11 protein-coding genes and 1 CRISPR repeat array are annotated in these 13,915 nt (G+C 68.6%); all 11 genes read left to right on the top strand.

Going from position 1 to position 13,915, the window contains the following annotated elements; translation table 11 throughout:
* Positions 1-68: 68 nt before the first annotated feature.
* The 11 genes from CHC02_RS09460 to cas2e all read left to right on the top strand — a co-directional run bounded on the left by CHC02_RS09460 (position 69) and on the right by cas2e (position 13,896).
* Positions 69-2,456: a hybrid sensor histidine kinase/response regulator gene (locus tag CHC02_RS09460; RefSeq protein ID WP_089391217.1), complete on the top strand. Its 2,388-nt coding sequence runs from the start codon at positions 69-71 to the stop codon at positions 2,454-2,456.
* A gap of 115 nt (positions 2,457-2,571) precedes the next feature.
* On the top strand, positions 2,572-3,219 hold the full coding sequence (locus CHC02_RS09455) for a TetR/AcrR family transcriptional regulator (protein WP_089391216.1): 648 nt from the start codon (positions 2,572-2,574) through the stop codon (positions 3,217-3,219).
* Positions 3,216-4,865, top strand: a complete 1,650-nt coding sequence (locus CHC02_RS09450) for an acyl-CoA dehydrogenase family protein (protein ID WP_089391215.1) — start codon at positions 3,216-3,218, stop codon at positions 4,863-4,865. Before CHC02_RS09455 ends, CHC02_RS09450 begins: the two co-directional genes overlap by 4 nt.
* A 63-nt stretch (positions 4,866-4,928) precedes the next feature.
* Positions 4,929-5,262: a CRISPR direct-repeat array (repeat unit 29 nt; unit sequence GTGTTCCCCGCGTATGCGGGGATGAACCG).
* 251 nt (positions 5,263-5,513) lie between these two features.
* Complete coding sequence (locus CHC02_RS09445) at positions 5,514-8,198, top strand: CRISPR-associated helicase/endonuclease Cas3 (RefSeq protein ID WP_089391214.1); 2,685 nt, start codon at positions 5,514-5,516, stop codon at positions 8,196-8,198.
* Complete coding sequence (casA, locus tag CHC02_RS09440) at positions 8,195-9,760, top strand: type I-E CRISPR-associated protein Cse1/CasA (RefSeq protein ID WP_089391213.1); 1,566 nt, start codon at positions 8,195-8,197, stop codon at positions 9,758-9,760. The genes CHC02_RS09445 and casA overlap by 4 nt, the downstream gene beginning before the upstream one ends.
* The gene (casB, locus tag CHC02_RS09435) at positions 9,757-10,278 is read left to right on the top strand and encodes a type I-E CRISPR-associated protein Cse2/CasB (RefSeq protein ID WP_089391212.1); all 522 of its coding nucleotides are present in this window, start codon (positions 9,757-9,759) and stop codon (positions 10,276-10,278) included. Before casA ends, casB begins: the two co-directional genes overlap by 4 nt.
* Positions 10,279-10,289: 11 nt before the next feature.
* Positions 10,290-11,423: a type I-E CRISPR-associated protein Cas7/Cse4/CasC gene (gene cas7e, locus CHC02_RS09430; RefSeq protein ID WP_089391211.1), complete on the top strand. Its 1,134-nt coding sequence runs from the start codon at positions 10,290-10,292 to the stop codon at positions 11,421-11,423.
* A 2-nt stretch (positions 11,424-11,425) separates the two neighbouring features.
* Positions 11,426-12,097 (top strand): type I-E CRISPR-associated protein Cas5/CasD, encoded by a 672-nt coding sequence (gene cas5e, locus CHC02_RS09425; RefSeq protein WP_089391210.1) that lies wholly within the window; start codon positions 11,426-11,428, stop codon positions 12,095-12,097.
* Positions 12,072-12,683: a type I-E CRISPR-associated protein Cas6/Cse3/CasE gene (gene cas6e, locus CHC02_RS09420; protein ID WP_089391209.1), complete on the top strand. Its 612-nt coding sequence runs from the start codon at positions 12,072-12,074 to the stop codon at positions 12,681-12,683. The genes cas5e and cas6e overlap by 26 nt, the downstream gene beginning before the upstream one ends.
* Positions 12,683-13,600, top strand: a complete 918-nt coding sequence (gene cas1e / locus CHC02_RS09415; protein WP_176450316.1) for a type I-E CRISPR-associated endonuclease Cas1e — start codon at positions 12,683-12,685, stop codon at positions 13,598-13,600. The genes cas6e and cas1e overlap by 1 nt, the downstream gene beginning before the upstream one ends.
* On the top strand, positions 13,597-13,896 hold the full coding sequence (gene cas2e, locus CHC02_RS09410; protein ID WP_089391208.1) for a type I-E CRISPR-associated endoribonuclease Cas2e: 300 nt from the start codon (positions 13,597-13,599) through the stop codon (positions 13,894-13,896). The genes cas1e and cas2e overlap by 4 nt, the downstream gene beginning before the upstream one ends.
* Positions 13,897-13,915: the final 19 nt, after the last annotated feature.

Raw genomic sequence — 13,915 nt, 5'->3', positions numbered from 1 at the left:
CCACAGGGCGCGTCAACCGCGGGAGAAGGGGCTCCCGGGCGCCGTCCGGAGGGGCACTGCGGGGTAGCATGCAGCGCTGGCTGATCCTCTTCCTTCTCCTTCTTTCGCCGCTGGTCGGCGCGGTCAGCTTCGACGAGCACACCAGCCGCCTGCCGCTGGGCCACGCGATCGACGTCTTCGAGGACGTGCGCGGCACCGCCGACATCGCCGACATCACCTCCGCCGCCCTGGCCGACAGCTTCCGCCGCCACGACCGCGACGTGCTCAACGCCGGCTACTCGCGCTCGGTGTTCTGGATCCGCCTGGACCTGGACTACCGCCCGCAGGAGTCCCAGGACCCGGCGCACTGGCTGCTGGAGCTGGCCTACCCGCCGCTGGACCGCCTGGACCTCTACCTGCCCGGCGCCGACGGCAGGTACCAGCTGGCCCAGCGCACCGGCGACACCCTGCCGTTCGCCAGCCGGCCGATCAGCCTGACCAACTACCTGTTCGACCTCAAGCTCGCCCCGGGCAAGCCGCTGCGCGTCTACCTGCGCCTGGAGAGCCAGGGCTCGATCCAGGCGCCGCTGACGCTCTGGTCGCCCAAGGCCTACATGGAGAACCTGCCGGGCAACGTCTACGTGCTGGGCATCATCTACGGCGTGCTGCTGGTGATGCTGGTGTACAACCTGTTCATCTTCGTCAGCGTGCGCGACACCAGCTACCTCTACTACATCCTCTACATCGCCTCCTTCGGCCTCTACCAGGTCTCGGTCAACGGCGCCGGCATCGAGTACTTCTGGCCCAACAGCCCCTGGTGGGCCAACGCCGCCACGCCCTTCCTGATCGGCTCCGCCAGCCTGTTCGGCTGCCAGTTCGCCCGCAGCTTCCTGCACACCCGCGAGCACAGCCCGTGGGTCGACCGCACCCTGCTGGCGCTGATGGCCGTGGGCGCGCTGGTGATGCTGCTGGCGTTCTCGGCCAGCTACGCGCTGTCGCTGCGCCTGGCCACCTACCTGGCGCTGGCGTTCGTGGTGGTCATCTTCAGCGCCGGCATCCTCGCCTGGCTGCGCGGCATGCGCGTGGCGCGCTACTTCATCTTCGCCTGGACCGCCTTCCTCCTCGGCGGGACCATCAACACCCTGATGGTGCTGGGCTTCCTGCCCAACGTGTTCTTCACCATGTACGCCAGCCAGATCGGCTCGGCCCTGGAAGTGGGCCTGCTGTCGCTGGCGCTGGCCGACCGCATCAACGCCATGAAGGAGGAGCGCACGCGCATCCTCCAGGAGTCCAGCCGCAAGCTGGAGCAGCTCAACCTCGAGCTGGCCAACAGCAACCGCCTGAAGGACGAGTTCCTGGCCACCGTCACCCACGAGCTGCGCACGCCCATGAGCGGGGTGATCGGCTCGCTGGAGCTGATGCAGACGGTGCCCATGGACGTGGAGCTGGCGCAGTACCAGAAGACCGCCACCGGCTCGGCGCGCGACATGATGCGCATGGTCAACGACATCCTCGCGCTGATCGAGCTGCAGGCCGGCAAGCTCTACCCGCGGCGCGAGCCCTTCAGCCTGCGCGGCCTGTTCGACAGCCTGCGCGCCCAGTACGCGCCGCGCGCCGAGGCCAAGGGCCTGCGCTTCGACCTGCAGCTGGACGAGAGCCTGCCCGACACCCTGGAAGGCGACGCCGGCAAGCTGGCCCAGACCCTGGGCTACCTGCTGGACAACGCCATCAAGTTCACCCACCAGGGCGGCGTGGGCCTGCGCGTGGACGGCCAGCGGCAGAGCGACGGCGTCGCCCTGCGGGTGGCGGTGCAGGACTCCGGCATCGGCTTCGAGACGCCGGCCAACGATGCGCTGTACCAGCGCTTCCACCAGCTCGACGGCTCGCTGACCCGCGAGTACGGCGGCCTGGGCATCGGCCTGGCGCTGTGCCGCCAGCTCACCGGGCTGCTCGGTGGGCAGCTGCAGCACCATTCCACCCCCGGGCGCGGCAGCCGCTTCGTCCTCGAACTGAACCTCGGCCAGCCGGCGCAGGGCTTCAGCGTGCCGCCGCGCCGCGCCGGCGGCCAGGCCCTGCGCCGCCCGGACCAGTGCACGGTGCTGGTGGTGGAGGACAACGCCATCAACCAACTGGTGATCCGCGGCATGCTGCTCAAGCTGGGCTACCGGGTGCGCACCGCCGACAACGGCTCGGAGGCCATCGACCTGCTGCGCCGCGAGGGCGTCGACGCCGTGCTGCTGGATTGCCAGATGCCGATCATGGACGGCTTCGCCACCTGCCGGGCGATCCGCGCGCTGCCCCAGGGCGGCGAGCTGCCGGTGCTGGCCATCACCGCTCACAGCCACAGCGGCGACCGCGAACGCTGCCTGGCTGCGGGGATGAGCGACTACCTGGCCAAGCCGGTGAAGTTCGAGGAACTGCAGACCCTGCTGCACGACTGGCTGCTGTGCCAGCCGGCGCTGCCCAGCCACGCCTGATCCGCCACGCGCAGCGGCCGCTGGCCGGAACGCCCGCACCGCTGGCGCAATTCCCCCTATGGCCAAGCCCTGAACCGTGATTCACTGCTTGAAACAGTGAATCCGGATTCAGAACATGGTCTACCGTCTCACCGAAGCCCGCCTGCAGAAAGATGTGGAGCTGCGCGAGCGCATCCTCCAGCTGGCCCTGGCGCGGGTCGCCGAGGGCGGCTTCGCGGCGCTGACCATGCAGGGCCTGGCCGAAGAGGCCGGCATCGCCACCGGCAGCCTGTACCGGCATTTCCGCGGCAAGGGCGAACTGGCCGCCGAGGTCTTCGCCCGCGCCAGCCAGCGCGAGGTGGACGCCCTGGCCGTCGTCCTGCGCGGCACCGGCGGGCCCGCCGGGCGCCTGGCCCGCGGCCTGCGCCAGTTCGCCCGGCGCGCCTGGGACAGCCGGCGCCTGGCCTTCGCCCTGATCGCCGAGCCGGTGGACCCCGAGGTGGACGAGCAGCGCCTGCTCTACCGCGAGGCCTACGCCGAACTGTTCGGCGAACTGCTGGAAGAGGGCGTGCGCAGCGGCCACTTCCACTGCGGCCCCACATCATTGATCGCCGCCTGCCTGGTGGGGGCGATCGCCGAATCCCTGGTCGGCCCGCTGTCGCCGCCGGCCCGTGCCGCCCGCGATGCCGGGCAACCCAGCCCGGGCCTGGAGCAAGTCAGCCAGGCCCTCGTCGATTTCTGCCTGCGCGCCGTCGGCGCGCCCCAGCCGGAGGAACCGCGATGAACCTGCACCAGTACGCCGAGACCCACGAAGTCAGCAACCAGGTACCGCCGCTGGATGGCGCCAACCTCTACCGCGTCGACCTGCCGCTGCAGGAGTGGCTGCGCCGCTACGACGGCGGCTGGGCCGAAGCGCGCCTGGACGCCTATGGCGCGCTGGCCGGCGGCCCGCTGATGGCCGCCGGCTTCCTGGCCAACGAGAACAAGCCGGTGTTCAAGAGCCACGACCGCTACGGCCACCGCATCGACCTGGTGGAATTCCACCCGGCCTACCACGAGCTGATGCGCACGGCCATCGAGCACGGCATCCCGTCCATGCCCTGGACCGACCCGCGCGCCGGCGCCCACGTCGCCCGCGCCGGCCTGAGCTACCTGCACAGCCAGGCCGAGGCCGGCACCGGCTGCCCGCTGACCATGACCTTCGCCAGCGTGCCGGCGATCCGCCTGCAGCCGGACATCGCCGAGAAATGGCTGCCGAAGATCCTCGCCACCGAGTACGACCCGCGCAACCTGCCGATCGAGCAGAAGGCCGGCGCCACCATCGGCATGGCCATGACCGAGAAGCAGGGCGGCACCGACGTGCGCGCCAACACCACCCGCGCCTACCCGGTGGGCATCCCCGGCCCGGGCCAGGCCTACGAACTGGTCGGGCACAAGTGGTTCTGCTCGGCGCCCATGTGCGACGCCTTCCTCACCCTGGCCTACACCGACAAGGGCCTGACCTGCTTCCTGCTGCCGCGCCACCGCCCGGACGGCACCCGCAACGAGTTCTACGTGCAGCGCCTGAAGAACAAGCTGGGCAACTGGTCCAACGCCTCCAGCGAGGTGGAGTACCGCGGCGCCCTGGCCTGGATGGTGGGCGAGGAGGGCCGCGGCGTGCCGACCATCATCGAGATGGTGGCCATGACCCGCTTCGACTGCATGGTCGGCTCCAGCGCGCTGATGCGCCAGGCGCTGACCCAGGCCGCGCACCACTGCGCCTACCGCCAGGTCGGCGGCCGCGTGCTGGCCGAACAGCCGCTGATGCAGAACGTGCTGGCCGACCTGGCCCTGGAAAGCGAGGCCGCGCTGGCCCTGACCATGCGCATGGGCCGGGCCCTGGACCACCTGCACGACGAGCAGGAAGACAAGTTCGCCCGCCTGGTCACCGCGGTGGGCAAGTACTGGATCTGCAAGCGCGCCCCGGCGATGATCAACGAGGCCGCCGAATGCCTGGGCGGCGCCGGCTACGTCGAGGACACCATCCTCCCGCGGCTGTACCGCGAGGCCCCGGTGAACTCCACCTGGGAAGGCTCGGGCAACGTCCAGTGCCTGGACGTGCTGCGCGCCCTGTCGAAGGAGCCGGGCGTGCTCGACGCGCTCTTCGCCGAACTCGGCGACGGCCACGGCGACGCCCGCCTGGCCGCCTTCATCGGCAACCTCAAGGCCTCCTTCGCCGACACCGCCGACATCCAGTTCCGCGCCCGCCAGCTCACCGAGGACGTGGCCGTGGCCCTGCAGGCCAAGCTGCTGCTGGAAGCCGGCAACGCCACCGTCGCCGACGCCTTCATCGGCAGCCGCCTGGGCAACGGCGGCCGCGTCTACGGCACCCTGCCGCGCGGCACGGACGTCGAAGCGCTGGTGGCGCGGGCCACGCCGCATCTGGCGTGAGGAAAGGTCGGTAGAAAAGAGAGTCTTGAAAAAACGGCGCTGGATCAATAGGTTGCGGGAAGTGTGTTCCCCGCGTATGCGGGGATGAACCGACTCCTTGCGGGTGCGCTCTTGCTTGCGCTTAGTGTTCCCCGCGTATGCGGGGATGAACCGTTAGCGGCGGGACGATCTACTCTTCGAATAACGTGTTCCCCGCGTATGCGGGGATGAACCGGTTTTCTTCGGAGCTTCCATGTCGGTCGTGGCGTGTTCCCCGCGTATGCGGGGATGAACCGGCCTGGAACACCGGGGCGCCGAACTGGACGGAGTGTTCCCCGCGTATGCGGGGATGAACCGTTCTGCAGCTCGGCACGCCCCTGCTGGGCATCGTGTTCCCCGCGTATGCGGGGATGAACCGTCATAATCAGCTTCCTCCTAAGTGAGCAGGTTGTGTTCCCCGCGCGCTTGGGCGTGGGGGTGAACCGTACGTGAACAAGCGCTCCGAGATATGGGGTGAATGTTCCCCGCATATGCGGGGATGCCTCGATGGCGCTTCGTTCGCCTTCAAGGGCTATCGTCGCCCTCTGTGTGTCATTGACGCAGATGCTGGCGAATGCTGGCATTTTGCAATAATGTCGAACGCCATTGGTGGACAGTGGAGGTTCCCGGATGGGCGAAGGCAGGCTGTCGTTTTCCGGTCTCAGCGCTGCTGGTCGTGCAGTCTGGGCGAAGAGCGGCGACGAGGGCGGCCATGGGCTGCTGGCGCACCTGCTGGATGTGGCGGCGGTGGCCGAAACGCTGCTGGAAATCGAGCCCGCCTCGACTCGACGTTGGGCCTCCCGTGCCCTTGGCGTCGACGAGGCCGAAGTCGGGCGCTGGGTAGCCGCCATCGCCGGGTTGCACGATTTCGGCAAAGCCATTCCCGGCTTCCAGGCGAAGTGGCCGGATGGCATGGCGGCCGACCAGGCCCATGGGCTGGCCTTCCCTGCCAGTGCCTGCAACCAGGGCCGACACGACCTCGCGACAGCCAGCCTGCTGGGTAGGGCCTTGCTGGGTGTGGTCGCCATCGAGGCAGGTTGGCTGCGGGATGCGGTCCAGGCGGTCAGCGCCCACCACGGCTATCACTTTCTTCCCGACGAAACGAACCAGGGCAGGCCTTTGGCTGAGCCCGCCACCTGGCCGGCCGTGCGCGACGAGATTCTGCGTGGCTACTGGCAGGTCCTGGCGCCCAATGGGGCTCCAGCGCTCGATGAGCTTTCCCTCCCGGCGGTGAACTGGCTGGCCGGGCTGACCAGCGCGGCGGACTGGATCGCCTCCAATCCGGAATGGTTCGTGCCCGACCAGCGTGGGTTCGACGACCTGGCCGACTATTTCCGGAATGCCTGCCGACTGGCCCGCCTGGCCTTCAGCCAGATCGGCTGGCGGCCCTACCGGCCCCTGCTGGCCGGGCCGGCGGATACCGACGCCGTGCTGGCCCGTATCGTCGGGCGTCCCGGGCTGTCCGCACGTCCTCTCCAGCGGGTTGGCGACCAACTGTTACAAGGCGTCCGCGGGCCCGCGCTCGTCGTGGTGGAGGCTCCGATGGGCGAGGGCAAGACCGAGTTCGCCTTTCTTGCCCACCTGCGCCTGCAGGCCGCCAATGGCCATCGCGGTCTGTACGTGGCGCTGCCGACCCAGGCCACCGGCAACGCGCTGTTCGACCGGGCCTTGACCTTTCTGGAGCAGTTCACGACTGGCCCGCTGGATGTGCAGTTGGTCCATGGCGGGGCTGGAATGAACGAGCAGGTCCGCCATCTGCGCGGCATCGACCATTCCTCCGCCGAGAGCCTCTCGGCTTCGGCCTGGTTTTCCCAACGCAAGCGTCCTCTGTTGTCGGCTTATGGCGTCGGCACCATCGATCAGGCGCTGTTCGCTGCGCTGAACGTCAAGCACCACTTCGTCCGCCTGTGGGGGCTGGCCAATCGCGTCGTGGTGCTGGATGAGGTCCATGCCTACGACACCTACACCTCCGGCCTGATCGCTGCCTTGCTGCGCTGGCTGAAAGCGCTGGGCTGCTCGGTGGTGCTGATGAGCGCGACCTTGCCGCTGGGACGGCGCGCCGAACTGTTGCGAGCCTGGGGCGTGTCGCCGGACCAGGTGCCGGAGCTGGACTATCCGCGCCTGCTGGTCGCCGACGAGGGCGGCATACAGGGCGAGCACTTCGGCGCCCGGCCGCAGTCGTCGATCCGCCTGGCTGGGCTGGACGAAAGCCTGGACACGCTGGCCGATACGGCGGTCGAACTGCTCGCAGGCGGCGGCTGCGGGGCACTGATCGTCAATACCGTGGAACGGGCGCAGAAGCTCTACATCGGCTTGCGCCAGCGTCTCGGCGATGAGGTCCCGCTGCTGTTGTTCCATGCCCGTTTTCCTGCGGATGAGCGCGCCGAACGCGAGCGCGAGGTGCTTGCCGCCTTCGGCACCCAGGGGGACCGCCCGCGGCGGGCATTGCTGGTCGCCACCCAGGTGGCAGAGCAATCCCTCGATATCGATTTCGACTTCATGCTCAGCGACCTGGCGCCGGTCGACCTGTTGCTGCAGCGTGCCGGGCGGCTGCACCGCCATGACCGTGAGCGTCCCGCTAAGCACGTGCAGGCCTGCCTGTGGGTGGCCGGCCTGCGGAACGGCGAATTGCCCGAACTCGAGAACACCGCCTGGCGCCATGTCTACGATGCCTACATCCTGCTGCGTACCTGGGCGCTGTTGCGGGACGGGGAAAGCCTGAGCCTGCCTGCGGATATCGATCGCCTGGTCCAGGCGGTATATGGCGACGATCCCTTGCCCGATGGTCTGGAAGAGAAGGCCAGGGCACTGATCGAGATCGAATCCTATGGCGAATACCTGGCGCGGGTGCAGAAGGAGCGGCGCGAATCCTTCAACATCGCTATCGATCCTGCGGAGGAGCCGCGCAGCGCCTACAACGGAAAACCGCGAGGCAGCGAGGAGGGCGAAGGTGTCGGGCTGGAGAACAGGACGCGCCTGGGACCAGAGTCGATCACCCTGATCCCGGTCGAGGAAGTGGAGGGCGGCTGGTGCGTGCGCCCCGGCGAGCCGTCATTCGACCCGGCACGACCGCTGGACGATGCCCAGGCCCGCCGCTTGTACGAGCGCCAATTGAAAGTGTCTCGCCGGGCATTGGTCGCGCACTTCAAGCGTATCGACCTGCCCGCCGCGTTCGAGCATCCGCTGCTGCGGAACTGCTATCCATTGCCGTTGCGGCAGGGGCAATACCCTGGGGAAGGCCTGAGCCTGCGGCTGGATAGCGTGCTTGGGTTGGTGTATGGACCTGTCGATGGAGCGAATGAGGGAATGGCATGAACAAGGACTTCTGCCTGCTGGACGAACCCTGGCTACTGGTGCGCTTTGCCGACGGGCGCGTCGAGGAGTTGGGGCTGCTTGAGGTATTCGCCCGCAGCGGCGAGATCGTCGCCCTGGCGGACACCGCGCCGCCCAACCTGGTGGCGCACTACCGGCTGCTGCTGGCCATCACCCACCGGGCGCTGAGCGAGGCGTTCGGCCGCTGGCGGGAAAAGGACCGTGCCCGCTGGTTCCGCGAAGGGCTGCCGCAGGCCGAGATCCGCGGCTACCTGGAAACCTGGCGCGAGCGCTTCTGGCTGTTCCACCCCGAGCAGCCTTTCATGCAGGTGGCCGCACTGGCGACAGCCGAGGAAACCCGCGACAAGTACAAGCCCTGGACGCAGATCGCCCTTGCCAGCGCCAGTGGCAATGCACCAATGGTGTTCGATCATGCCTGCGACCTGACGCCGACGGCCATTCGGCCTGCGCTGGCCCTCGCCACCCTGCTCGGTTTCCTGCAGTTCACGCCCGGCGGCCTGGTCAAGAGCCTGCGCGACTCGGACAAGGCCGGTGCCTTGGCCAATACGGCGGCGGTGCTGCCGTTGGGGGAAAACCTGGCGCAAACGCTCTGCCTCGCATTGCACCCTGCGCCTCGCAACGACGCCGAGCCCGATCTGCCGACCTGGGAGCGTGAGTCGCCAAGCATTGCCGCCTTGCGCGGGGAGCCGCTTCTGGCCACAGGCCCCAATGATCGCTACACCCGCTTGAGCCGTGCAGTACTGCTGCGCCGCGAGGCGGACGGCAACGTGCGCTGGCTGCACTATGCTGCCGGCCTGGCCTTGGGTGAGGACCCGAACGCGCCGGACCCGATGGCCAGCTTCCGGGCCGGCAGTAACGGCCTGGTGCGGCTGACCTTCAGCGAAGGGCGCGCCCTGTGGCGAGACCTGCCGGCGCTGGTGCCCCATGCGGGCGCGGGCAGCCAGGCCGCCGCGGTGGTGCAGAACGCGATCGGGTTGCATGGCAACCTGGCGCACTTCGAGCCGGTGCACCAGCCATTACTGGTCGCCGGCCTGGCCAGCGACCAGGCCAAGCTGCTGCGCTGGCGCCTGGAGCGGATTTCCCTGCCGTCGGCCCTGCTTCTGGAGCCGGACAAGGCCCTCTACCTACGCGGGCGCCTGGAACTGGCCGAGACGCTGTTCCTGGAACTGAGGCGCCTGGCCAGCGGCATGCTCGCCGAGACCCTGCCTGACCCCGCCAGCAAGGACACCCGGGCCCGGGCGCGCAGCCTGGTGGACGCCGGGCCGCTGGCCGCCAGCTACTTCGCGGCAGCGGAGCGGGCCCTGCCCGAGTTGCTCGACGGCATCGGCGCCGGGGCGCTGGACGAAGCGGAGTCTCTCTGGCGCGGTGTTCTGCATCGCTCTGCCGAGGCGGCCTGGCAGCAGGTCCTGGCCGGGCTGGGGTACTCCTCCCGTGCCTTGCGCGCCGACGCCCGCTATTGGCCCCGCTTCCGTGGCCTGCTGAAGGCGCAGTTGGCGATTTCCGACGATCCCACCATAGACGTAGACAAGGAGGCCATGTCGTGAGTGACCACGCCGAAAAGTTCATCGAGTACCTGGCCGCGCTCAAGGACTGGGACCGCGGGGCCATGGCCGCATTGCGCCATAGCCTGGCCTTCGAGCCGGGCGCCTACCCCAGGGCCTTTCCCTATGTCGAGCGCTTCGCCGGTGCTGCCGCCCATGAGCGCGATGCCCATCGGCTGGCGCTGTATGCCGTGGCGGGGTTGTTCGCGCGCCACCCGCTGCGGCGGCCGCAGAGTTTCGCCGCGGCCTTGGGTGAGCTGCTGCGCCTGCGGCAGAGCCCGAGCATCGAAAGCCGCTTCGTTGCCCTGCTCGGCGCCGATGCCGAGAACATCGTCGAGTACCTGCGCCAGGCCGTCAGCCTGCTGGCCGCCGATGGCATCGGTTTTGATCATGCCCGCCTGCTGGTGGACCTGTCGCAGTGGCTGAACCCCGGCACCGACCCGAGCCGTCTGCGCCAGCGCTGGGCCCGCGACTTCTACCGGGCCGCCCAGCCCGTCAGCGAATACACCGATAGCGAGTAAAGGAAGACTTCATGAGCCTGTTCCTCGAATTCCACCTGATCCAGAACTTCGCACCCTCCAACCTCAACCGCGACGACACCGGGGCCCCGAAGGACGCCATTTTCGGTGGCCAGCGCCGTGCACGGGTGAGCAGCCAGTGCTTCAAGCGGGCCGTGCGCCTTGCCGCGAAACAACACGAACTGCTGCCCGAGGCCAACCGCGGCATTCGTACCAAGAAACTCAAGGCCCTGCTGCTCGAACGCCTGGCCGGACGTGATGCCGAGGAAGCCGGCGCCAAGGTCGAGGCTGCCCTGGGCGCCGCCGGCCTCAAGCTCAAGGACGACGGCAAGACCGAGTACCTGCTGTTCCTCGGTGAGGGCGAGGTGGCGGCCTTTGCCGCGTTGATCGAACAGCACTGGGACGAACTGCCGGTCGGCGGCGACAAGAAGAGCAAGAAGGACGCCAAGGCGAGCCTGCCAGCGGAAATCATCAAGAAGGCCAAGGCCCTGCTGGACGGCGGCAAGGCCGTCGACGTCGCGCTGTTCGGCCGTATGCTGGCGGACATGCCGGCGGTCAACCAGGACGCCGCCTGCCAGGTGGCCCATGCCATCAGCACCCATCGGGTGGAGCGCGAGTTCGACTACTTCACCGCGGTGGACGACAAGGGCGATGAAGGCGAGACCGGTGCCGGGATGATCGGCCAGGTGGAATTCAACTCCGCCACCCTCTACCGCTATGCCGTGCTCGACCTGCGCAAGTTGCTGGGCAACCTGCAGGAGGACCGGGAGCTGGCGCTTTCGGCGGTGGAGGCCTTTACCCGGGCCCTGGCGCTGGCCATCCCCACCGGCAAGCAGAACAGCTTCGCCGCGCACAACCCGCCCGAATTCATCGGCGTATGCCTGCGTCATGCCAGCCCCCTGAGCCTGGCCAATGCCTTCGAGCGGCCGGTGTCGCCGCGTGCCGACCAGGCGCTCACCGAGCAGTCGGTCGAGCGCCTGACTGCCTACGAAGACAAGCTGGCGCCTGTCTATGGGGCGCCGCAGGACCGTTGGCTCAGCCTCGACCTCACCGACCGCTGGCCGGCGGACAAGGGGGAACGGCTGGCCAGCCTGGCCGCCCTGGCCCAACGCGCGCGCGAACTGGCGGCCGATGCGCTGGGGGCTTGAGCATGGCCACCTTGCTGTTGCGCCTGCAGGGGCCGATGCAATCCTGGGGCACCACCAGCCGCTTCGACGAACGCGATACCCAACTGGAGCCCTCCAAATCCGGGGTGCTCGGCCTGGTCTGCGCCGCGCTCGGCCGTGACCGCCGCGAGCCGGTGGATGACCTGGCGGCCTTGCGCATGGGCGTGCGTGTCGAACGCGAAGGCGTGCCGATGCGCGACTACCAGACCGCCACCGGCGTGGTGATCGCCTCCAGCGGCAAGCCCGACCTCGATCGCACTGTCGTCAGCCCTCGCTACTACCTGGCGGACGCGGTGTTCCTGGTCGGCCTGGAGGGTGAGCGTGCGCTGCTGGCCGACGTCCATGCCGCCCTGGCCCGTCCGGTCTGGCCGTTGGCGCTGGGGCGCAAGAGCTTTGTCCCGACATCGCCTGTCCATTTGCCCGAGGGACTACGCGACCAGTCGCTGGAGTATGCGTTGGCGAACTGTTTCTGCCTGCTGGAAGGTGGTACGCCGCGAACGCCCAGGCGGCTACTGCTCGAGCACCCCAACGAAGGCAGTGTGCGCCTGGACCAACCGGTTGCCCCCTTCGCCGAGCGGCGTTTCGGCCCGCGCTTCGTCAAATCCGCACTGTTCACCCCCGGAGGCGCGCATGCACCTGACCCGACTGCGGCTTGACCCGCGTAGCGCCCAGGCGCGGCGCGACCTCGGCGATGCCTACGAGATGCACCGTACCCTGGTGCGCGCCTTTGTCCGCGATGAGCAGCACTCGCCGCCACGCATCCTCTGGCGAGCGGAACCGACCTCCGCCTGGAGCGATCCGGTGGTGCTGGTCCAGGCACAGGAGGTGGCCGACTGGTCGGTGCTCCAGGCCCTGCCGAACTACCTCAAGGGGCCGGTGGAAACCCGCCCACTGGCGCCGGAGCAATGGCTGCAGGAGGGGGAGCGCTTCCGTTTCCGGCTGTTCGCCAACCCGACGGTGACGCGCGAAGGCAAGCGTCTGGGACTGGTGGCGGAGGACGCCCAACTGGCCTGGCTCGCTCGACAGGGCGAACGGCTCGGTTTCTCGGTGGAGGCCGCCTTGGTGACCGGCAGCGAATTGCTGCGCAGCCGCAAGAGCGAGCATCGCATCAGCCTGCTGAGGGTGTGCTTCGAGGGGCGCCTGCAAGTCCGCGACCCGGCTGCGCTGGCCCAGGCGCTGCGTGCCGGTATCGGGCCGGGCAAGGCCTTCGGTTGCGGCCTGCTCAGCCTGGGGCGGGGTTGATGCTGCCGCCGCTCAAGCCTCTGCCGATGAAGGATCGCGTTTCGATGATCTTCATCCAGTACGGGCAGATCGACGTGCTGGACGGCGCCTTCGTCGTCATCGACAAGAGCGGCGTGCGCACCCACATACCGGTGGGCTCGGTGGCCTGCATCATGCTCGAGCCGGGCACGCGGGTATCCCACGCCGCGGTGCACCTGGCGTCGACGGTCGGCACCTTGCTGGTGTGGGTGGGGGAGTCGGGCGTGCGCCTGTACGCCAGCGGCCAGCCCGGCGGCGCCCGGGCTGACCGCCTGCTCTACCAGGCCAGGCTGGCGCTGGACGACGAGTTGCGCCTGAAGGTCGTGCGCAAGATGTACGAGCTGCGCTTCCAGGAGCCCGCGCCGGCCCGGCGTAGCGTGGAGCAATTGCGCGGCATCGAAGGCGCGCGGGTGCGCGGAACCTACAAGCTGCTGGCGCGCCAGTATGGCGTCGACTGGCGCTCGCGTAACTATGATCACCAGCAATGGGATGCCGCCGATATTCCCAACCGCTGCCTGTCCGCCGCTACCGCGTGCCTGTACGGCATCACCGAGGCGGCAGTGCTGGCGGCTGGTTATGCACCGGCGATCGGCTTCATTCATACCGGCAAGCCGCTGTCCTTCGTCTACGACGTGGCCGATCTGTTCAAGTTCGAAACCGTGGTGCCCCTGGCGTTCCGCATCGCTGCCCAGTCTCCGCCGGAGCCCGAGCGCGCCGTGCGCCTGGCCTGTCGCGATCTGTTCCGCAGCAGCAAGCTGCTGGGGCGGATCATCCCGAGCATCGAGGAAGTGCTCGCGGCCGGCGGAATTTCTCCCCCCGAAGCACCACCGGAATCGGTGCCCCCGGCGATTCCCAACCCCGAGGGCATCGGCGAGGCCGGTCACAGGTCGCAGGGATGAGCTTTCTCGTCGTGGTGACCGAAAACGTCCCGCCGCGCCTGCGCGGCCGGCTGGCCATCTGGCTACTGGAGGTGCGCGCGGGCGTCTACATCGGCGACGTGTCCCGACGCACGCGGGAAATGATCTGGCAGCAACTGAGCGAAGGCCATGGGGATGGCAACGTCGTGATGGCCTGGGCAAGCGCCCATGAGTCCGGCTATGAGTTCCAGACCTTGGGGCCGAACAGGCGTTTGCCCGTGGAGTTCGATGGCTTGCGATTGGTGGCTTTTCAGCCGCTGGATAGCCCTGATCTTTAAGGAGAAAAATTCGGTAGAT

This window comes from Pseudomonas delhiensis, from assembly GCF_900187975.1.
In the GTDB taxonomy this organism is placed as follows: domain Bacteria; phylum Pseudomonadota; class Gammaproteobacteria; order Pseudomonadales; family Pseudomonadaceae; genus Pseudomonas; species Pseudomonas delhiensis.
The sequence above is the reverse complement of the archived record's forward strand: the minus strand, read 5'-3'. Positions and strand labels throughout refer to the sequence as shown.

Bases quoted from the DNA above. Each gene is read 5' to 3' on its own strand.
- CHC02_RS09460 (WP_089391217.1), top strand. From the start codon at position 69: ATGCAGCGCTGGCTGATCCTCTTCCTTCTCCTTCTTTCGCCGCTGGTC.
- CHC02_RS09455 (WP_089391216.1), top strand. From the start codon at position 2,572: ATGGTCTACCGTCTCACCGAAGCCCGCCTGCAGAAAGATGTGGAGCTG.
- CHC02_RS09450 (WP_089391215.1), top strand. From the start codon at position 3,216: ATGAACCTGCACCAGTACGCCGAGACCCACGAAGTCAGCAACCAGGTA.
- CHC02_RS09445 (WP_089391214.1), top strand. From the start codon at position 5,514: ATGGGCGAAGGCAGGCTGTCGTTTTCCGGTCTCAGCGCTGCTGGTCGT.
- casA (WP_089391213.1), top strand. From the start codon at position 8,195: ATGAACAAGGACTTCTGCCTGCTGGACGAACCCTGGCTACTGGTGCGC.
- cas7e (WP_089391211.1), top strand. From the start codon at position 10,290: ATGAGCCTGTTCCTCGAATTCCACCTGATCCAGAACTTCGCACCCTCC.
- cas5e (WP_089391210.1), top strand. From the start codon at position 11,426: ATGGCCACCTTGCTGTTGCGCCTGCAGGGGCCGATGCAATCCTGGGGC.
- cas6e (WP_089391209.1), top strand. From the start codon at position 12,072: ATGCACCTGACCCGACTGCGGCTTGACCCGCGTAGCGCCCAGGCGCGG.
- cas1e (WP_176450316.1), top strand. From the start codon at position 12,683: ATGCTGCCGCCGCTCAAGCCTCTGCCGATGAAGGATCGCGTTTCGATG.
- cas2e (WP_089391208.1), top strand. From the start codon at position 13,597: ATGAGCTTTCTCGTCGTGGTGACCGAAAACGTCCCGCCGCGCCTGCGC.